The sequence below is a fragment of the Brevibacillus sp. HB1.2 genome (genome assembly GCF_013332495.1).
In the GTDB taxonomy this organism is placed as follows: domain Bacteria; phylum Bacillota; class Bacilli; order Brevibacillales; family Brevibacillaceae; genus Brevibacillus; species Brevibacillus porteri.
The window spans coordinates 352,162-372,373 of the sequence record NZ_JABMIU010000001.1; the positions used below are offsets into that span (position 1 = coordinate 352,162).

The following is a 20,212-nucleotide window of genomic DNA, read 5'->3' on the forward strand; positions in this document are numbered from 1 at the left end:
CACCTCCTTATTTGCCACTGCCATCACTCAGCAGATCAGCTCCTAATATTTTGACATAGCCGATGGAGATCAGCGCCACACATAAAAAGACAATGACTGCGAGCGCGGAGCCTTCTCCGAAGCTCATTTGAGCAAACATCGTTTTGTACGCGTAAATAGAAATGGTCTCGGTCGAGTTCCCAGGTGCCCCACCTGTCAGCGTGTAAATCAAATCAAACACACGAAATGCATCCAATGTACGGAACAATAATGCCACCAAAATGGTTGATTTCAGCATCGGAAGCGTAATACGAAAAAATTGCTGGGTGCGGGTTGCACCGTCCACAGAAGCTGCTTCATACAAGCTTTGCGGGATCGTTTGCAGGCCAGCGAATAAGAGCAAGGCCATGAATGGCGTCGTCTTCCACACATCTGCCAAAATAACGGAAAACATGGCGCCAGCCTTAGTCGTCAAGAGCATCCCCATATCTGAGATCAGCCCTGCCTGCTCAAAAAGATAGGCGACGATGCCATTTTGCCCGTCGTACAAAAACTTCCACATCATCGCGGAGATAACAGTTGGAATCGCCCACGGTATTAACACGGTTGCTCGAACAAGACTCCTTCCATGAAAAGGGCGATTGATCAACAGGGCAATCAATATGCCGAGCACCAATTCAATGGCAACGGAGATAACGGTAAAAAACGCCGTATTGTACAGAGCCCCCCACATCCGAGCGTCTGTTAAAAACTTCTTGTAGTAGGCAAAGCCAACAAAGTTGGGCTCGATAATCGAAGCTTCAATGCCTTGGATTACGCCAAGAGCACCCTCTGGCTTTGCAAGCAGCTTTTGTTCACTCATTTGCAAAAGAACCGCTCTGACTTCCGCCAAGCTAGTTTTGATTGCGTCTGTTTGTTCGTTCGAGAGGCTCACATATTTGAGTTCTGTGGGGACTGGTTTAAATTCCAGCAATAGCTGGTCGATCATTTGGTATCGGCTCGCGATCTCGCCTGTTTGGTTGAGGGAAGTGTTCATTTGTTCGATTTGCGCTTGGAGCGCGTTCAATTTTTCCTTTGATGACCCTTCTGCAGAGTCCACCTCCCTCTTCACATACCGGAGCAGATTGGGTAACGTACTGACGTAGCGCTCCATATCTAGTCCGTATGAAGAGTGAATCTCTGATTTCGTCGGGTCGTTCAACCGGATGTCGTGCAGACTGATCCAAAAGGATCGCATGACAGGCCAAATCGCGATAACAAGTATGATGAGCAGTGCAGGAAAAATCAGCAAATACCCCATCTGTTTTTCTGAAAGAGACATTTTGGTTGATCGATTCATCCGTTCACCACCTTCCTTCCCACTAGAAGCTTGCTTGTGATTGCCCGATCGCTGTGTAACTTCCAAGGAAGCCGGTTAGACCCCCTTGGAAGCCCCACATGTTGCCGCTTATTTTTTCATCAGGTCGTTCATCTGCGTTTCCATGTTTTGCACCGCTTGCTCGGCTGTTTGCTGCCCTGCAAGCGCTTTGGATACTTCGATCTGAATCACTTCCGAGATTTTTGGATAGATCGGAGTCGTTGGACGAGATACAGCAGCGCTTACCCCATCGACGAAATCTTTGTTGGCAAACAACGGACTGGCTTTTTGAACATCAGCATCATCGTAGGCTGGCAAATAGGTTGGTGCGAGCCCACCTTCTACCGCGGATATTTTCTGACCCTCTGGACCTGCCATGAATTTGAGGAATGCCCACGCTTCTTTCGGGTGCTTCGAGAACTTGTTGATTCCGCCCATCCAACCGCCGAGTGCTGCTGCGGAGCCTGCATCGCCAGCTGGCAGTGGAGCGATCGCGACTTGACCGACGATTTTGGACTGAGCCTGATCCTGCGCCAACGCGAACTGATACGGCCAGTTGCGGATAAACGGTGCCTGCCCCTCGAGGAATGCCGTATGTGATTCCGGCTCCATGAATGTGGTGATATTGGTTGGGACGAAATCGGATTTGACGACCTCGATCATTTTTTTCAACCCTTTGATCGTAGCTGGATTGTTGACCGCTACTTTTCCTTGTTCATCCAAAATTTTTCCACCGTACGATGCACTGAACTCGACAAAGTTACAAACCAAACCTTCATATTGCTTGGCTTGCATCAAGTAGCCGAACTTCGTGCCGCCCTTGCCCTTCGTTGCTTTTGCTTGGGCAATCAAGTCATCCCACGTCTTTGGAGCTTCAGTTACGAGATCTTTGCGGTAGAACAAGAGACCCGCGTCGATAAACTTGGGCATGGTCCATTGCTGGCCGCCAAAGTTCCCAGCATCCATGGCCCCTTTGATATATTTTCCGGTTTCAATTCCATCTTGCTCCATCAGGCGATCGAGCGGCAGGAGATAACCCGCTTGTGCGAATTCAGCCGGCCAAATGACATCGAGGTCAAACACGTCGATCTCCGACGATTGTGCACTGAACATCGTGACGTACTGGTCATGGCTTTGTCCTGTATCCGCAGGCATTTCGCGAATCTCAATCTCGATATTCGGATTTGCTTTTTGAAACGCCTCCACGAGCTTTACAGTGGAATCCGTTGAGTCTTTGCCCCGTGCGTAGACGAGCTTGATTTTTTCTGCTGGTTGCTGTGCTGGCTCTGTTTTGGGTGCGGATGGTGTTGCAGGTTGTGATGGGGTTGTATCCGTAGAAGCTTGCTGTGGTGTGGAGGAACATGCTGCCAATGAAAAGGCCATTACTAAGGTAAGTCCAACGGATGTAAGTCTTTTCACAACTTTCATCTAAGTAACCCCCTATGCTATGTTTTAAAACGCACTGCTTCACCTTTTTGTGCGGATGCGTAGATGGCTTCGATCAATCTGTTGATGTACAAGGCTTGTTCCGGTGTGCAGAGAACCTCTGCCTTCCCTTCGATGGCGTCGATGAAATTACGGAATAAGAGTACGCGTTCTTTTTGAGGCTTTGGTTTTATTTCTGTCGAGGCAGTTACGCCGTTCCACTCGTGGTAAAGCGTGAACTGGTTATCCAATAAACGCAGGGATGCCCCGCCCTCTTGTCCATACAGTTGAAGGAAAACGTTTTCCTCTTCAATGTGAGAAGCCCAGCTTGCATCAAGCGTAAGCGACAATCCGTTTTCAAAAGTGATCATCGCTACAGCCATATCTTCCACGTCAAACTTCCCGCTATCGTCGATCCTGCCCCACTCTGACAAGCCACGTTTGTGAGGCCCGAATTGCGCGTACGTTTGCCCGAGGACGGATACAGGCTTTGGATGATCCAAGAGCCACAAGGTCAAATCGAGCATATGTACGCCGATATCAATCAACGGACCGCCGCCTGCCCATTCTTTTTGTGTAAACCAGCTTCCCCATCCTGGAATTCCATTTCGTCTGACCCAACCGGTCTTGGCGTGATAAATGTTTCCCAGCTTTCCTTCTTTCAGCCACGTTTTGACTTGTAGGGAATCGCTTCGGAATCGGTTGTTTTGTGCGACCATGAGGATTTTATCTGCTTTCTTCGCGGCTTCGATCATTTCTGTTGCTTCCTGGGCATTCATCGCCATCGGCTTTTCGCACAGCAAGTGTTTGCCTGCTGCAAGCGCACTTTTGGTTGCTTCTGCATGCAAGTAGTTCGGGACACAAACAATGATCGCGTCTGTATCAGACTCTTGTAGCATGGCCTCGTATTCGGTGAAAACCTGTGGGATGTCATGCCGCTTTGCACGATAGGAAGCCATTTCTGCGGAAATATCTGCAATGGCAACTACCTCTGCTCGCGGCTCTTCCTTGATCGCCTCCAAGTGTGCTTCTGTAATCCCACCTGCACCGATGATTCCGATTTTCCATTTGCGCCGATTCGTCATTTTCTCCCCTCCTACACCCACCATAGATTCTGGACTGGTTCTCGCAAGATGACTTGCTGTAGATTTTGAACAGCGCGCGAAAAGCCTTCTTCAATCGACATGATGGCATCCTCGTGCTCGATGCTCACGACATAATCGTATCCATTCATACGCAGTGCACTCATCATATCGGCCCACGTCTGCTGCGAATGCCCATTGCCTACGGTTCGGAAATACCAAGCACGTTCATGTAGATTGGCGTAGGAATTCATATCCGTCAGCCCATACATGTTCACTTTTTCCTGGTCAATATACGTGTCTTTCGCATGGAAATGATAAATGGCTTTTTCTTTGCCCAAAATTTTGATCGCAGCTACCGGATCAATCCCTTGCCACCACATGTGACTTGGATCGAAGTTTGCCCCAATCCCCTCGCCTACCTGTTCCCGCAGCTTCAGCAGTGTCCCTGGCGTGTGTACGAGAAAGCCGCCATGTAGCTCCAACGCAACCTTGACATGATGCTCAGTCGCATAAGCGGTCCATTCGCGCCAGTACGGGACGAGCTTCTCGTTCCATTGCCAATGGAGAACGTCTCGATACTCATTGGGCCAAGGAGCAACCGGCCAGCTCGGGTACTTCGCTCCTTCGTGGTCGCCTGCCGTGCCAGAAAAGCAATTGACCACGGGTACCTCCAGCATCTCGGCTAGCTGTACCGTTTTCACAAACGTATCGTGGGATTGCTGCGCAAAGCTTTTATCTGGTGTCAACGGGTTGCCGTGACAACTAAGCGCGCTGATTATCAATCCCCGATCCTCTACTGCTTTCTTGTACGCTCGTCTTTTTTCTGGACTTTCCAACAGCTCATCCAAATTGCAGTGTGCATTGCCCGGATAGCAGCCTGTGCCGATTTCCACCGCCTCTAAACCTGCTGCCTTCACATGATCCAGCATTTCTTCGAACGACTTCTCGCTAAAAAGAACGGTAAATACGCCAAGCTTCATATCTCTTCACCCCTTTTGAATGCGTAAACTCGTTTGCTTCTTCTATATGGTAAGACTTGTTGCCTCACTCCAATAAAGCGCTTACAGTTTGGCGAATCACGAGATGGTGTGGGACGGCGCTCATTCTCTCTACAGGTTCATGGCGGATTTGTCTGAGTAATTGCTCTGCTGCGGCTTTTCCGTACATGAACGGGTCATTGTGCACGGTGGTGAGCATGGGGCGTGAAAGTGAGGCAAGCTCCAAATTGTCGAAGCCCATGACGGAGATGTCTTCTGGTACACGAATGCCATGATCGTACAAGTAATTGAGGACGCCAACCGCCATCAGGTCTGTGGCGACAAAAACAGCTGTCGGACGAATTTTTTCCTCACAAATACGGCGCATGGCTTCGTAACCGCTCTTGGCTGTGAACTCTCCTTCCACGACGAATCCTTCATAGATGGGCAAATCATGTGCCCGCATGGCTTTTCGGTAACCGCCCATACGATCCAGACCGCACGGCGGGTCCCATAACGGACCAGATATACACGCGATTTTTGTATGGCCTTGCGAGATGAGATAGGCGGTAGCATCATAGGAGGCTTGCACATTATTGACGTTGACAGTAGGAATCTGATAGCCGGGCAAATCGTGCCCGGTAACAACAAGGGGAACTTGAATCTCTTGCAGCGTCTGGATATTGCCCTCCAGGAAATGAATACTCGCGATAATGACACCATCGATTTGTTTTTCTTTGAACAGTCGCAAGTACTTCAGCTCTTTGTCCACCACTTCATCGGATATGGCCAAAAACATGCTGTAGTCGTACTCGCTAATGACGCTGTCAATTCCGTAAATGAGATTGGAGTAAAAATTGTTGGAGATATCGGGAATCATCACCCCGATGATGCGGGTTTCTTTGCTAACCAAGCTCCTGGCAATCGCATTCGGCTGAAAGCCCGTCTCTTGCACGATTTTCAAGACTCTTTCTCGCAGCTCTGGACGGACTGGCTTGGAATTGTTCAGCACGCGCGAAACAGTCGCGATGGAAACGTTGGCGAGTTGTGCGATGTCTTTAATGGTTACAGTAATGGTTCTTCACTCACTTTCTATCTAACGGGTAAACGTTTTCCTAATCTGAAAATAACACCCAACTTTTGTTTTGTCAATATTCAGTTAATTATAAATACTGTTGACATCACGAGAACGTTACTAAATAATGTACCATATAATTTAGTTACTAAATTAATTATGTATGAAAGAGGTTTTGTCATGAATGTTTTGCTTACAGGAATAACAGGTTATGTTGGATCTGTAGTCGCCGAGCATTTTCAGTCTCTGGGGTATCAGGTTGCTGGACTTGTTCGATCGGAAGAGAAAGCGGAGCTGTTGCTCTCACAAGGGTTCACCCCTATTGTTGGCGATCTTGCGGATACCACACTGCTAACAGAAAGTGTTAAAAAATTCAATGGTGTCATTCATATGGCGATCTCGCACACACCTGATATGGAAAAACTCGATGTAGCAGCGGTTCAAGCCATGCTGAAAGGTTTGGAAGGCACTGGGAAGCCATTTATTTATACGAGCGGTACGCTGATCTATAACGATACGTACGAGAATGTCGTGAATGAGGACTCTCCTCTTGATCCGTTGCCTTTTCTCCAATGGAAAGCGAACCAGGAGCAGGAAGTTTTAGGAGCAGCCAAGCGTAATATTCGTACGATCGTCATACGTCCAACGCTTGTATACGGTCGAGGCGGTGGACTCGTCCAAGCAACGATTCAAAGGGCGAAGCTCTCTCAATCAGCCAACTATATCGATGACGGGCAAACGGCATGGTCTACGATCGATGTTGATGATTTAGCGAGACTTTACGAATGCGCTTTTTTACGAGCACAACCAGGAACATTATTCAATGCAACTTCCAAGGAAATGATCACGACGAAAGAACTCATGACTTCGATTGCTAAAATAGCTGGGATAGAAAAAGTGGAATCATGGAGTTATGAGGATGCGGCCAAAGCATTAGGACCAGCCGCTTGGGGGGCAAGCATCAACCAGAGGATATCTGGATTGCGTGCGGAACAGCAGCTGCAGTGGAGCCCCTCTGCGAACTCGATCCGCAAAGAGCTGGAGCAAGGTACTTATCATAAACAATAAAAAACCATAGTCCGTCATCGAACTATGGTCGTGCTTCATCGCTATCCTGATACGTATGCAGGAATCTGATTGATTTCGTTAATATGCGTATGAGTGCCTGTGCATCATCCGTACCAAGATGCTCATGCAATTGCTGAAAACGATTAAACAGCTCTTGCTCTCTCGCTGCCACAAAATCAAAGCCCTCTTTCGTAGGGGCTACAAGAATGGAGCGTCGATCCTTTGGTCCCACGGTACGGGTGATAAACCCAAGCTGTTCGAGTGATTGAATGACATGCGTCACAGCTGCTGACGTTATTTTCAACTGCTTACCTAGCTCGGAAACTCTGATGCCGTTCGTGCCTGGGGGACTTACGTAGGTCAAGTGAACAAGCAAATTCAATTCGCTCTGACGGAGGTCTTTCGACGGACTGAAAACATGTCCGATCCGCTTTAACTGACCAAATACGAGAGCCAGCTCTTTCGTCGTATGATCAATGGTAACATCCGAGTTTGTATGGTCTGTACTCATCCGTTTAGACTCCCATTCTTTGATGGTATCAATCGATTATTTACGAAAAGAAATGACATTGTCAAGAATGAGAGTCCACATACGACTCGAAAAAGCACCGTATGCCAGGTCTGAACTCTGACATACGGTGTTTATCCTACCTACTCTATTCTGGGAAGCAGAACTGCATCTTGCTAAACGATCTGCGCAATTCGATCACCTTAGACTGGACTACCTCGGGCTTTTCCCTGCCTGACAACACACTTACAATCAGCTCAGCAATCGTGTTCATCTCTTGTTCCTTCATGCCAAAGCGAGTGACTTCTGTCGTCCCGATACGCAAACCACTTGGGAAGTCCCAATCCTCTGGCCCGTCACCTGGAATCAAATTTTTGTTCGTGATGATGTTCGCTTCTGCCAACCGCTTGCCTACCTCGTAACCACCGCCAAACTCTTTTACGTCCAGAATGACTTGGTGTGTACGTGTATAGCCTTTGTGCGCGCAAAGCACGCGAATTCCCCGTTCATCGAATGCTTTTCCCAGTGCTTGTGCATTCGTCACAATTTGCGCCATGTATTCCTTGCCAAACGCCAAAAACTCCGCCGCCGCTGCAGCCAATGCCGCTACCCGGTTGACTTGATGTGTCGCGGCAAGTGCTGGGAAGATGGCATCTGTAATCGGTACCGATAGTTCCGGGTCGTTCCAGACGATGATGCCGCTTTGTGGACCGCTAAACGTTTTGCCAGCAGAGCCAGTTATCACACATGCCCCTTCTCGCAACGGGTCCTGAAATTGACCGCCACCGATCAACCCCAGCTGGTGTGCACCGTCAAAATAAATGCGACCGCCCCATTCTTTCACGATCTCAGCCATCTCCTTCAGTGGAAATGGAAATAAGGTCATTGAGGCGCCTAAGGTAACGAGCTTTGGCCTAACTTGTCGTGCGACCTTTGCGAACTCGTCCAGATCAACGGTAAGCTCAACGGGGTCCATTGGCACATCGACAATTTGCAAACCGCGAATGCCAGCAGGCCCGTCTACCCGATTGCTGGAATGCCCCCCAAACGGTTGCGAGATCGTCATAATCGTGTCGCCCGGTTGCGTTAACGCCGCGTAGACTGTCATGTTCCCGATCATGCTCGCTACCAATCGATGGTCAGCAAAATTGGCTTGGAATACTTTTTTCAATAGCTCAACACATAACGCTTCAATTTCATCGATATATTTCGTGCCAGCGAACCATCTCTGTGTGCTGCCGATATGTCCTTCCGCAGCGCGAGTACCAACCTCAGAAGCGAGCAGCTGACGTACGATGGGCGTGGTGGGTGCTTCTGGTGCGAGCAAATTCAGGCATTCCTCGCCTCGCCAAATCGCATTGCGGTTGACAGCATTCACGATCTCTTGCTGGATCAGACGGTGGGATGGACTCTCTTCGATAATGGAACGCGCCCATTGCAAAACACGTGAATCATGTACTTCCCCCTTCATTTCAACCGTACTCATGCCATTACCCCCTATTCATCATTGGAAGTGTTCGTAAGCAATTTGCCGAGGTTGATCCAGTTTTCTTCCATCAAAGAAGAGGCAAGCTGACTGTTGTTGTCTCGAATCGCTTCGATAATTCTGCGATGCTGTTCTACTGATTCCACCCCTTCTAAGGAACCGAACCGAGCAAATTCCAAACGCCGAATTTTCGGTACAACTCGCTCAAGTGCCAGGTAGATTTCACGATTCCCCGAAGCCTCGAGGATCACATCGTGAAAGCCGTCATCTGCTTCGATCGCTTTAATCACATCTTGCTGTTCGAGTGCGACCTCCAGCTTTTCATTCCACTCCTCCAGACTACGGATGACCTCTGACTCAAGTGGCATCGCCAAACGTGCTGCCAACCCGTGCAAGGCCGCAACAACAGGAAAAGCGTTCTTCGCCTCCTTTTCAAGTAAGGGTGTCACCCGCGTTAGAGAGCCCGGAACGGATTCAATAAGCCCTTCGTCCTCCAACCGTTTGAGCGCTTCTCTCACAGGTGTTCGGCTGACGCCAAATAAAGCCGCCAGCTCGTTGTCGTTGACTCGTTGTCCTGGCTTTAGTTCTAGCATGATGATCGCTTTCTTCAAGCCTTGGTATACTTGTTCGCGTAATGTGGGGCGTTCGATTTGTTTGATTAGGTTTGTGTCCATGAAACCAATATATTGGTTTTGTTTATTTCTGTCAATTTTAAATATTTAGATATATTTTCAAGTATCATTTACGAATGGGATAGCCTCTTCATTTTTGAACGTAACGCTATGATTCTGCCGGAGGACAACAATACTCCCGTACAATCTGCTCCTTCATCTCTTCAACCGGAAACCCTTCCGGATAAGTCGTCATCATCAGCATTGCGCCTTGGAGCGCCGAAGAAAAATAGAGCGATCTCAATCTGGGCTGCTTTACGCCTAACTGTTTGAATATCTGGCACTGGACTTCAAACTGCCTGCGTGACTCCTCATTTAATTGCTCTCTGTAAGAAGCAAGTACCCGATCATCTTCGGGCTGCGTCTGCAAATTCAAGTAAAAACGATAGACATCCGGTCGCTGGTAAACGTTATCAAGCGCACCGTCGACAATATGGCGCAGCTGTTCGTGCGGCGTTGCGAGCTTCGTAGCAGCCTCCATCACTTCTTTGACTTCCTCGATCCGTACCTGGACCATCGCGGCGAGAAGCTCTTCTTTGCCTTTGTAATAATTGTAAAGCAGTCCCTTCGATATCTGGGCCTGTTTCGCTACATCGTCGATTGAGGTCGCGTGGTAGCCTTTTTTTATGAAGAGCGTCATCGCGGCTGCATGGATTTTGTCTTTTGCGGCTTGGCGAATACGTTCATTTTCTGCTGGGGTACGGGGCACGGTTTAGTCAATCCTCCAAAAATTCAGTGATAGCGCGAGCGATTTCTTCTGGATGCGTCAACGTCGGTTTATGATCGGCACCCGTAATCTCGATAAACCTTCTCTCTGGTAATACTTCTTTAAAATATTCAGCAATCCGCTGCGCATCCAGGGCATCTTCCTTCCCGATAATGAAGCATGCCTGATTGGCTAATTCTTTGAGCCGCTCAATGGCAGGGGGCTGCGGCCATACGGACTCCCATGTCGCCCACTCGAACATTTTCGCTAGATTATGCTTCGCCATCTCTACCAGTAGGTCCTTCTGCGGACTTGCCATCACGAAGCGGTACGGGCAGGCCGATAAGGACAGCTCTACCATTCGGTCAACATCCGGTGCAGCTTGGATTTTCTGCATCCATTCCGTGAACGGCTGACTCGGTGTATACCCTGTCACATCAGGAGCAATCAGCACGAGCTTGCTCACTCGCTGCGGATAAGTCAGCGTAAAATCCATAGCAATTCGACCGCCTATCGAGTGCCCTACGAGCGTGGCTTCATCCAGCTGGAAATGGTCCATGACGGCAAGTAAATCATCGACGTAGTTCGCTGTCTCTGTTGGAGACGGCGATTTCCCGCATCCGCGTCCGTCGAAAGCGATGACCTGATAATGCTTCGCCAGAATCGGCGCGACGAACGTCCAATCTCGCAAATCAGCACCGCCACTGTGCAAGAGAATAACTGGTTTTCCTTCTCCTGTAACCTCATAGTACAAATCCATCGGTGATCCCTCCGTGAATTGTAGATTTGGTATATGATCCCAGTTTATTATTGAATGAACGTTTAGTCAATAATAAACAATTGCATTCCCATACAAAACAAAAAGCCCTAATCAACATGATCAGGACTTACCTCTTCACGTCAGACACAGAACAATCACGCTTCCGACTGAATACGCTTCGCCTCTGCATACAGCACTTGAATGAACTTTTTCATATTAATCCGAATATCTGAACCAGGCGATGCGGCATTGCTCTTTAACTCCGCCATCTTCTTCCACACATATGTAAAATCAAAAAACTGAGAAGCGTAATTTTCGAACTTCCAATTCGAGAGGTCTGCAAGCCCAAGAGACGCCAAATGATTCAGCGACTGATAGATCGCTCGACGGACTCTCTGCTCAGAAGCTTTGACAACCTTGGCGACTTGTGGATCGTCCACTGCTACTCCGATCCTGTCCTGTGCTACTGCCACAAAAATCTCTTTCAGGGCTGGAAATCCATTTTTAAACATATGCGTCTGTTCGTATCCATGCAAGAAGTCCAAAATATCTAGCAAATCGTTGCTTCCATTGTCTCCCGCGATACCCAGCTCCGTTAACAGAAACTGACCCGCCTCTCGAAGTGGTTTGCCCTGTGACGGACGAAGTTGTCCGGAAGGCTGCTGGTCCACTTGCATGACGGCATTCAGCGATTTGTGGATGTCCCGTATCGAACGCTCTAGGCGAATTTTCTCGATTACTTTTTGGAGGATGGTCACGACTTCGATCTTGTTTACGGGCTTGATAATGTAGTATTCACTTCCAAGGGCGTAAGCTTGGGCAATCAAATCTTTCGTTTCTGCCTGAGAAATCATGACGATCTTTCCTGTGAATGTCGGCTTCACTTGTCGAATCGTCTCAATCCCATCCCGGTTGGGCATGAACAAATCGATCAGCAAAATATCTACGTTGCGTGCGGTTAACGTATGACCGTCTACCATTGAGCCGTCAGATGCTTCCCCCACGACTTCTCCCAGATTCTCGTCTTCAATGATTTCCGTCAACATAAGACGTACAGCATCATCGTCATCAACTAAATAAAACAGCATCTTCTCACTCTTTCTTCGTTATCGGATCAATTGGTAATCGCATGAGAAATGTTGTCCCCTTCCCATCTACTCCATCCTGTAAGGAGATTTCTCCTTGCCATTGTTCCACCAATTGTTGTACATAAGACAGTCCGATCCCTGTAGAGGGGTTGCCGGTTCGATCGTATTTCGTAGTAAAGCCAGGCTTGAACAGCAAAGCCTTTCGCCGCGGAGGTACCCCCGGTCCGTCATCGTTGATTCTGATTTCCACAACATCGCCTATCCGATCAATTTCAATGGAAATAGCTCCTGTTTGCTGGATGGCTTCCACTGCATTTGCCACCAGATTATTGATTAGGGAAAGCATCATGAAAACATGGTAGAGCGGATGTGTCCCCGAAATGAAAGCTGTGATTTGTATGTCCTTCTCCAACAAAGTTGCATACTTCATATTGCTTCGATTAATAATGTCCACGAGCTGATGGATGTCCATGTAGTCCGAAATGCTTTCATCGGATATCAGCTTGTGAAGCCCAGCAAAAATACGTTGGTTGTCCTTTTTAATCTCGTGAACCTCGCCTGCGACAATCAATGCACGCTTGGCGAAGCTCTCTACATTCGAAGATACTACCTGTTCTTTATGAAGCTCATGCAAGCCCTGGTATAGCTCGAAAGACTTCATACTGATACTTTCGGCATTTTGCAGTGTTTTTTTCAGATGAATCGATTCCTCATACAGGTTTGAAATCAGCATCAGCATATGCTCGTTCTGTTTTCTTGTCTGTTGCTCCCGCGACTGTGCTTCGTACAGCTTCATCATATTGAGAAAACTAATCACGATAAAGCTGTGGGATAGCGCGATGACAAGCATCTCTTGCACCGCTCCCCAAGTGAGGACAGTATCCAGTAGCACATATTGGGATAGAACCTCCAACAGATCAGCCAATACCTCAATGACCATCCCCATCAATCCAACCAGAATCGTCCTGTTGTGAAAACGGCGCATTCCGGTTAGATAAAACAGAACAGAATAGGCGAAATAAAAGAAAAAGCTAGAATAATGCGCTTGGAGGGAAGCCTCCCATGCTGTATGATTCCCCGCGATGAGGTCGATCACAATCCGAAAGCATACGACCGTCATCCCCGTCAAAAAGCCAGCGAGCACAGATGGAATTCGTTGAAACAGTAATAAAAAGAAGAAAAAGGTAGGAGCTCCAAAGCTAATTCGAAATGTCTCATTGACGGGATAAAATTTCAACTCTCCTGCCAACGGGACCGTAATGAGCATGAGCGCCAATATATACCAATCTCGTTTTACTTGTGTCTGAACACGCATGCCTCTCACTTCCCATGTTGTTTCTTGATGCCCCTATCTATTTTTATCGAGAATGTGTAAAAAGCACAAGTCTCAAAAAAAATGTGAAACTCACATGAAACAATCTGTGAGTTTTTGTTTTATTTTGTAGGGTGGTTGTAAAGTGATCATTATATGTATTTCGCGAAGCATGGAAGCGCTTTCTATACACTTCGCGTTAGAGCAATGTATTCGATTTTTGGGGGGAAAGGCGTTGATTCAACAGGTTTTACTCGTGGATGAATTACAACAATGGGTGGAACAATATCGTTCCAAGGCATCTGAAGGAAAATGTGCCAGTTATATCCCTGCTTTGGACAGAACGGATCCGAATCAGTTAGGTATTTGTATCATCGAGCCTACAGGAAAAATGCACACGGCGGGTGACTGGGAAGTTCCTTTCACGATGCAAAGTATTTCCAAAGTAATCAGTTTTATTGCTGCTTGCTGCTACCATGGTATCCCTTACGTGTTGGATCGGGTAGATGTAGAACCGACTGGAGATGCATTCAACTCCATTATCCGTCTGGAAATGAACAAACCAGGTAAGCCTTTTAATCCGATGATCAATGCGGGAGCGATTACGACCTCTTCACTTCTCCCTGGTCAAACACCGGATCATAAACTGCGTTACTTGTATGCATTTTTCAGTAAAATTACTGGTGTTACGCCAACGGTGAACGAGGAAGTGTTTCTTTCCGAATGGGAAAACTCTCACAGAAACCGGGCACTCGCCCACTATTTAAAAGATACTGGCTATTTGGCGTGCGAAGTGGAAGACGCTTTGGAGGTCTATCTCACCCAATGCTCGATTGAAGTAACCACCGAGCAAATTGCCTTGATCGGTCTCCTTTTGGCACTCGATGGCTACCATCCGATGCGCAACGAACAAGTTCTCCCGAAAGATGTCGTCCGTTTAGCCAAAGCACTGATGCTCACCTGTGGCATGTACGATGCATCGGGCAAATTCGCCGCGAATGTTGGCCTGCCAGCAAAAAGTGGCGTCTCTGGCGGAATCATGACACTGGTTCCTCCTAACCGCAAACCACATTCACCGTTTCAAGATGGTTGTGGAATCGGTATTTTTGGACCTTCCATTGATGGTTGTGGAAACAGTGTAGCGGGCGTTTCTTTGTTAAAACATATGGCTCAGGAATGGGATGTAACGATTTTTTAGAGAATACTAAGGAAACATTCATAAAAAAATTCGAGGTGACACGATGCAACAATTCCTACTTGATGTAACAGCTTCCATAAACGATTTTTTGTGGTCCTATATTATCATTGTCATGCTAATCGCGTTAGGCTTGTTCTTTACCTTCCGAGGTAAATTTTTGCAAGTACGTATGTTGCCGGAAATGATCCGTTCCATTAAAGAAGGCAGAGCGAAAGACGATGGTGGCATCTCCCCTTTTCAAGCTTTCGCTATTAGTATGGCCGCGCGTGTCGGCACAGGGAACATTACAGGAATTGCCATTGCCATTGCTTTAGGTGGTCCTGGCGCCGTATTCTGGATGTGGGTCATTGCAATTATCGGTTCGGCATCCAGTTTTGTTGAGAGTACGCTCGCTCAGATTTATAAAATCAAGGATAAAAACGGTTTTCGTGGCGGTCCGGCTTATTACATGGAAAAAGGGCTGAACAAACGTTGGATGGGCGCACTGTTTGCCGTCCTCATCACCCTTTCGTTTGGTCTCGTATTTAACGCCGTGCAATCCAACACTATCACGATTGCCTTTGAAAATTCGTTCGGTACTGACCGATTGACAATCGGAATTATCATGACGATCGCATTTGCATTGATTATTTTCGGTGGTGTGAAACGCATCGCAAAAATGTCTGAGTACATCGTGATTGTCTTGGCCGTGTTGTACATAGGTATGGCCCTGTTTATTGTGATGATGAACATCACCGAGATGCCTGCACTGATCGCGTTGATTGTGAAAAACGCGTTTGGATTCGAGCAATTCGCTGGTGGTACCCTGGGTGCAGCCCTGATGCACGGCATCAAGCGTGGTTTGTTCTCTAACGAAGCTGGTATGGGTAGTGCCCCGAACGCTGCAGCTACAGCAACGACAAGCCATCCAGTGAAGCAAGGTTTGATTCAAGCATTCGGTGTTCTATTCGATACCCTCGTGATCTGTACAAGCACAGCTTTCATTATTTTGCTGTCCGGCGCATACACGCAACAAGGACTGAGTGGCATTGAGCTGTCCCAAGCAGCACTGAGCATTCATATTGGTTCTTGGGCGTCTGGCTTCCTTGCCATTATGGTATTCCTGTTCGCCTTCAGTACATTGATCGGGAACTACTATTATGGCGAGACCAACATCGAGTTTTTAAAGACAAGCAAAGCATGGCTCATGCTATATCGTTTAAGTGTACTCGCCATGGTGTTGTTCGGATCAGTGGCAAAGGTACAGCTCGTATGGGATTTGGCCGATTTGTTCATGGGCCTCATGGTCATCGTCAATCTGATTGCGATCGCCATGTTGTCAAAAGTCGCCTATGCTGCGCTACATGATTATTTGGAACAGAAAAAAGCAGGAAAAGATCCTGTGTTCTACAAGGACAGTATTGAAGGTCTCGATAATATTGAAGCCTGGGATAATGCTACTCCTTCCTCCAACAAATAGCTCTACGAATAAAAACGAGAAGCCCGTGTGGTAGCGGCTTCTCGTTTTTCATTTACAATCGCGGATCGATCTCTTTTTCCTTCGCCACTTCAAAGAGCATCGTTGCGACTACTTTTTGATATTCCGTATTTTCTGGTGAAATGTCGTCGAATTTGAACCCAAGCATCCGCTCCCCCAGCCTGTGTTCCTTCATCGAAGTCTTGAGCTTTTGCGTAATATTTTTCTGATTGAACAGCTTTCGGTACTTGTGTGGAAAACGGTAGTCGTAGCCATAAATAATCGCCAAGTACTCCGGATTGCGAACCTTCATGGCAGGAACGACCTTCTGATCGATAACCTCTGGCTTGATCACGATTCCTTCCATCTTGTTTTCCAGTGTAATCGTGGAAAAGTAACGTGTCGCTAGTTCATATGCATTCGGCTCAGACAAATCGATGGCGAGAAAATGATCGTCATTTACGAAGCGATACATATCGGATGTATCCCATTTCGGCAATTGCTCCTCCCCATTCAAATAGATGGCCTTTAGAATGGAAAATGGCTTGTAGGCTAGCTCCCCTTCTCCTGCATAGAGCTCCATCTGTTTTTGGTAAATGTGATAGGCCTCCAAATGCTTGTCGACAGGAACGTAGCTCTCTTTGATTTCTCGTACATACTTGTAGTTTTGATACAAGCTCGATCCGAATTTTTCCGTGAGCGCACTCTTGGAAAGGTGGAACTGGTCTTTTTCGAATCCGCTCTCGTCATAGTTGTGAATGAGTTGGTGAAGCGCCTCTTCAAAACCATTTTCCTGCAAAAATGCAAATTCACTGTGCAGCGCGGATTCGATTGGTTTGAACTGCTTTTCGATCAAGCCCTTCCCTATTGCACTCCACGGCAACAATTCGCCATCCAAGATGAGCATTGCCATTTCATTCTGCTCCATGTATTCGCGGAACCTTGCATGTAGCTTGTCATAAATTGGTGTCAAATCAACTTGATTGATGGCATAACCGTTTCTGCTGATCGCAAAGCATTTGTCGCGATCATGATGGAGATAGAGATTGCATCTCGAACCCATGTATTTCGGCTGTAACACGACTTGCTGAATGCCTTGACTCGCGAAATAGTCCAGCCCTGCCTTCAAAGACTCCAATTCCTGAGTCGCCTGATCCTTATCCGCCGGAGGCATCGTTCCGGAAATAAAATTGACCTTATTTTGCGAGCAGTAACGGAGTCGACGGAGTTCTTCCTCTTCCAAATCTTCCATGGATACTTGTTTTTCTGCATGGAACAAGGTCGGCAGCTCATCAGTCATCACCCGATGCTCAGACTGAAACGATTTGAAAAACGGCTTGTGTGCGATCACGACGGAGGTCAAAGCATTTCCGTGCACACATCCTGTATCGAGATGGAGCTTGTTCTTCAGGCGAAACGTTTTTTGTGCCGCAATATGTCCAAAAATATGGTACGGATGGTTACTGACCGCTTCACCCGTCAAAAATGCGAGTTGCTCTTCCAATGAAGCTGTTCGATCTATCCGAAAATTACGTTGGCGCCGCATCGAATGTGTATCAAGCTTTCCCATATACTTCTTTTTGCAGGGAGCGTGTGTTACATAATAGGACGGACCAGTCAGTGCGTTCGATCGATAAAACGGCTGAGCGAGCGTATACAGGTGATTGAACATCGCTGTTAATTCAGCATCTTTTTCCAGGACGTGTGTGGAATCAAAGTAATTCTCCAATAGCTGCGGGTCTACCCCTTTTAATTCCTTTCGCAAGTACTTGTAGACAAAATTTTCGTGGTTCCCGACAACAAACAAGAAATGCTGTTGATTTTCGTATAGAAACTCGATGATCTCCCTGGTTTGCGCTCCTTTGTCGATCCAGTCCCCTGCTATGATGATTTTGGTATGCTGCACCTTGTCAGTCGAGATGAGACGATTGTCCTCGAGCTTGAATCCGTAGTTTTGCAGGAGACCTTTTAATTCGTGGACGCATTCGTGAATGTCTCCGATGATTATGTATGTTTGGTCTTTGGGAAGGATCGTAGCCAGATAGGCATCCTTATTTTCGATCTCGACCTCATAACGTGGATTAGCCACCCCATCAGCTAGTGCGTAAAAATCTTTGTGCCGTATCCGGTGTATGTTGTGGTACCCTTCCTTGGATAATGCCCGAAGCACTTCTTGCTTTAACCGGAGAATATGGTTGGTAATCAGTTTTTTTGACCGCTCGGATGCATAGTAATCTTCCCGATTGCGATAATCAAAGAGGATCACCTCCAATCGGTAATTGTTCTCGGCTGCAATTTCGCGGACTTTCGAACGGAAGTCTTCTGCTAGTCCTGTTGTATCGACAACCACGAATTCGGCGTTGATCGGAAACGATGTCACCAAGCGTAGCTTTTCAAACAGGAGCTGAAATGCCTGCTCGCTGGCCTCAAGCATCACCTGATCATACTTGTCGTAATCATAGCCCAGCAGTTCCTGGCGAATGCTATCCGAGGAAATGTATTGGACATTTGCTTTTGCGTTTTTTTGTTCATCTTCAAAAGAAAGCCTCGGCATGAGTACTTCCTTGGCAAAAGTCGTTTTCCCACACTCAGTGGGACCGACGAGCATAAAAATCGTGTGAACCTGCGTCTGTAACAGCATCGTTACGCCCCCTTTCTCTGGACAATGACGCCTTGTGTGGTGTGTATGTCATTCACGCCGTCACCAATGGATACAAATTGGCCCTGCACCCCGGCTTCTTCCATGATCTCAGTCATCCATGCCTGGAACTCTTCTTGTCCCATTTCCCATTTATGATCGTCGTGGCGATAGCCTTCCAGTTCATAGAACGGATTGAAATCCGAGTTCGGTGTAGTTATGACAAAATGGTCAAAATCCAATCGACTACAGATTTGCTTAATGAGCACTCTCGCTTCTTCCTTGCTCATATGCTCGATGACCTCAGTCAAAATGACATCTACCTGCTCACCGTTGTAATCCTGCAAAAACTGATCAAGCGAGCGGAACAAAATCAGATTCGAGATTTCTTTTTCCTCAGCCCTGCGTCTCACTACTTCCAGCGATTGTTCATCGATATCGATGGCATAGTAATACTGCGGCAGCTTGGTAGCGAACGGGATCGCATAAAAGCCTTCTCCACATCCGATATCTACAATAGATTTGGTAAAAGGTAGCTTACTCGCGATGTAGTTCCTTCTCTGCAAACCGGTGCTGCCGTACTCCAATTGAATGGGGTAGCGGTTCGTCTTCTCGATCTCGGTCTTGTACTTGCGATAGCGCTCTCTCGTTGTCAGGAAGTTGCGAGCGAACAGGCTTCGTATGTAAAAAGGTGCGTCGATAACATGGATGCTTTTGATGTATTTATCCAGGATGTTATCGGATATGTCGATGTACTCTTTTCCAAACATACTCAAGAATAGACAGAGCACACTCACGACGTGGAGAAGCTGATGCAGACTCGTTCTCGTTGTGATGGTCAGAGCGTAGCTTTTATCGGCGTGGTGCTTGAGTTCAAAGGTAAAGTCCTTGAGGTGCTTCTCAAAAAATGTCAGATACTGCAGTCGTTCGATGTGAATCATGTTGATGAAAAAAACATGCTCATACCCTTCTGCATCCCGCTCGTCATGTTGCTTCATTGGAGCGGAAAAAAACTCATTAATCGCGTTTAACGGAAACAAGGGTGTATTGTACCGGGAGACATTCAAATATTCAAAATGCTCCTGTTCGGATTGTTTATAGGAGACCTCATTTTCTGCGTCTTTAAAGTAAACGTTGTATGTATCCGTATTGGAAAACCACCCGTATGCGATGCCTTTTCGAATGGATCGTAAACTCAGTCCGGAATTCGGATTTTTCTTGATCATGTACGAAAAGTCCGGATTCTCTGATCGTAGCTGAACAATGGCCATACGTTGTCTCACCTCTGTAAAAGAAGAATGAATACCTACTGACAATATTCGCCTTTCCATCCACCTGCTGAACAGGGTAAAAGTATTACGACTTTCCCATTAACAGAAGCATTTGATTCAATTTGCTGTTCTTGGTATAGTGAAATCCGCGA

Annotated in this window: 17 protein-coding genes; 3 read left to right on the forward strand and 14 right to left on the reverse strand. The window is 47.2% G+C overall.

Going from position 1 to position 20,212, the window contains the following annotated elements; translation table 11 throughout:
• Positions 1-7: 7 nt before the first annotated feature.
• From HPY28_RS01485 to HPY28_RS01505, 5 genes are all read right to left on the reverse strand, one after another.
• Positions 8-1,318: a carbohydrate ABC transporter permease gene (locus HPY28_RS01485; RefSeq protein ID WP_174229954.1), complete on the reverse strand. Its 1,311-nt coding sequence runs from the start codon at positions 1,316-1,318 to the stop codon at positions 8-10.
• Positions 1,319-1,426: 108 nt separating this feature from the next.
• Positions 1,427-2,764: an ABC transporter substrate-binding protein gene (locus HPY28_RS01490; RefSeq protein WP_174224627.1), complete on the reverse strand. Its 1,338-nt coding sequence runs from the start codon at positions 2,762-2,764 to the stop codon at positions 1,427-1,429.
• Between the two features lie 17 nt (positions 2,765-2,781).
• Entirely contained in the window at positions 2,782-3,846 is a 1,065-nt protein-coding gene (locus HPY28_RS01495) for a Gfo/Idh/MocA family protein (protein WP_173621742.1), read from the reverse strand.
• An 11-nt stretch (positions 3,847-3,857) separates the two neighbouring features.
• On the reverse strand, positions 3,858-4,826 hold the full coding sequence (locus HPY28_RS01500) for a sugar phosphate isomerase/epimerase family protein (RefSeq protein ID WP_174229955.1): 969 nt from the start codon (positions 4,824-4,826) through the stop codon (positions 3,858-3,860).
• A gap of 64 nt (positions 4,827-4,890) precedes the next feature.
• Complete coding sequence (locus tag HPY28_RS01505; RefSeq protein WP_026043074.1) at positions 4,891-5,898, reverse strand: LacI family DNA-binding transcriptional regulator; 1,008 nt, start codon at positions 5,896-5,898, stop codon at positions 4,891-4,893.
• Between the two features lie 180 nt (positions 5,899-6,078).
• Here HPY28_RS01505 and HPY28_RS01510 point away from each other — a divergent pair, with 180 nt between their 5' ends.
• Positions 6,079-6,966: an NAD-dependent epimerase/dehydratase family protein gene (locus tag HPY28_RS01510; protein WP_017248383.1), complete on the forward strand. Its 888-nt coding sequence runs from the start codon at positions 6,079-6,081 to the stop codon at positions 6,964-6,966.
• Positions 6,967-6,988: 22 nt separating this feature from the next.
• On the opposite strand, the gene HPY28_RS01515 is transcribed toward HPY28_RS01510, so the two are convergent.
• From HPY28_RS01515 to HPY28_RS01545, 7 genes are all read right to left on the reverse strand, one after another.
• Entirely contained in the window at positions 6,989-7,477 is a 489-nt protein-coding gene (locus HPY28_RS01515; protein ID WP_174224628.1) for a MarR family winged helix-turn-helix transcriptional regulator, read from the reverse strand.
• A gap of 145 nt (positions 7,478-7,622) precedes the next feature.
• Positions 7,623-8,960 (reverse strand): serine hydroxymethyltransferase, encoded by a 1,338-nt coding sequence (locus HPY28_RS01520; protein WP_106833959.1) that lies wholly within the window; start codon positions 8,958-8,960, stop codon positions 7,623-7,625.
• 11 nt (positions 8,961-8,971) lie between these two features.
• Entirely contained in the window at positions 8,972-9,634 is a 663-nt protein-coding gene (locus HPY28_RS01525; protein WP_174229956.1) for a GntR family transcriptional regulator, read from the reverse strand.
• 106 nt (positions 9,635-9,740) lie between these two features.
• Complete coding sequence (locus tag HPY28_RS01530) at positions 9,741-10,340, reverse strand: TetR/AcrR family transcriptional regulator (protein ID WP_174229957.1); 600 nt, start codon at positions 10,338-10,340, stop codon at positions 9,741-9,743.
• 7 nt (positions 10,341-10,347) lie between these two features.
• A complete protein-coding gene (locus HPY28_RS01535; protein ID WP_017248378.1) occupies positions 10,348-11,097 on the reverse strand; it encodes an alpha/beta fold hydrolase in 750 nt (249 codons plus the stop codon).
• 155 nt (positions 11,098-11,252) lie between these two features.
• Positions 11,253-12,185, reverse strand: coding sequence for a response regulator (locus HPY28_RS01540; RefSeq protein WP_174229958.1), 933 nt, complete (start codon positions 12,183-12,185; stop codon positions 11,253-11,255).
• Positions 12,186-12,189: 4 nt separating this feature from the next.
• Complete coding sequence (locus HPY28_RS01545; RefSeq protein ID WP_305819875.1) at positions 12,190-13,500, reverse strand: sensor histidine kinase; 1,311 nt, start codon at positions 13,498-13,500, stop codon at positions 12,190-12,192.
• Between the two features lie 217 nt (positions 13,501-13,717).
• Between HPY28_RS01545 and HPY28_RS01550 the strand changes: the two genes are divergently transcribed.
• Both HPY28_RS01550 and HPY28_RS01555 read left to right on the forward strand, forming a co-directional pair.
• A complete protein-coding gene (locus HPY28_RS01550) occupies positions 13,718-14,695 on the forward strand; it encodes a glutaminase (RefSeq protein WP_035291144.1) in 978 nt (325 codons plus the stop codon).
• A gap of 43 nt (positions 14,696-14,738) precedes the next feature.
• Entirely contained in the window at positions 14,739-16,154 is a 1,416-nt protein-coding gene (locus tag HPY28_RS01555) for an alanine/glycine:cation symporter family protein (RefSeq protein ID WP_173621736.1), read from the forward strand.
• A 52-nt stretch (positions 16,155-16,206) separates the two neighbouring features.
• On the opposite strand, the gene HPY28_RS01560 is transcribed toward HPY28_RS01555, so the two are convergent.
• Together HPY28_RS01560 and HPY28_RS01565 are read right to left on the reverse strand one after the other, a co-directional pair.
• Positions 16,207-18,792 carry a metallophosphoesterase gene (locus tag HPY28_RS01560; RefSeq protein WP_174229959.1) on the reverse strand — a complete coding sequence of 862 codons (2,586 nt, stop codon included), beginning with the start codon at positions 18,790-18,792 and terminating at the stop codon, positions 16,207-16,209.
• A gap of 2 nt (positions 18,793-18,794) precedes the next feature.
• The gene (locus HPY28_RS01565; protein WP_174229960.1) at positions 18,795-20,060 is read right to left on the reverse strand and encodes a class I SAM-dependent methyltransferase; all 1,266 of its coding nucleotides are present in this window, start codon (positions 20,058-20,060) and stop codon (positions 18,795-18,797) included.
• Positions 20,061-20,212: the final 152 nt, after the last annotated feature.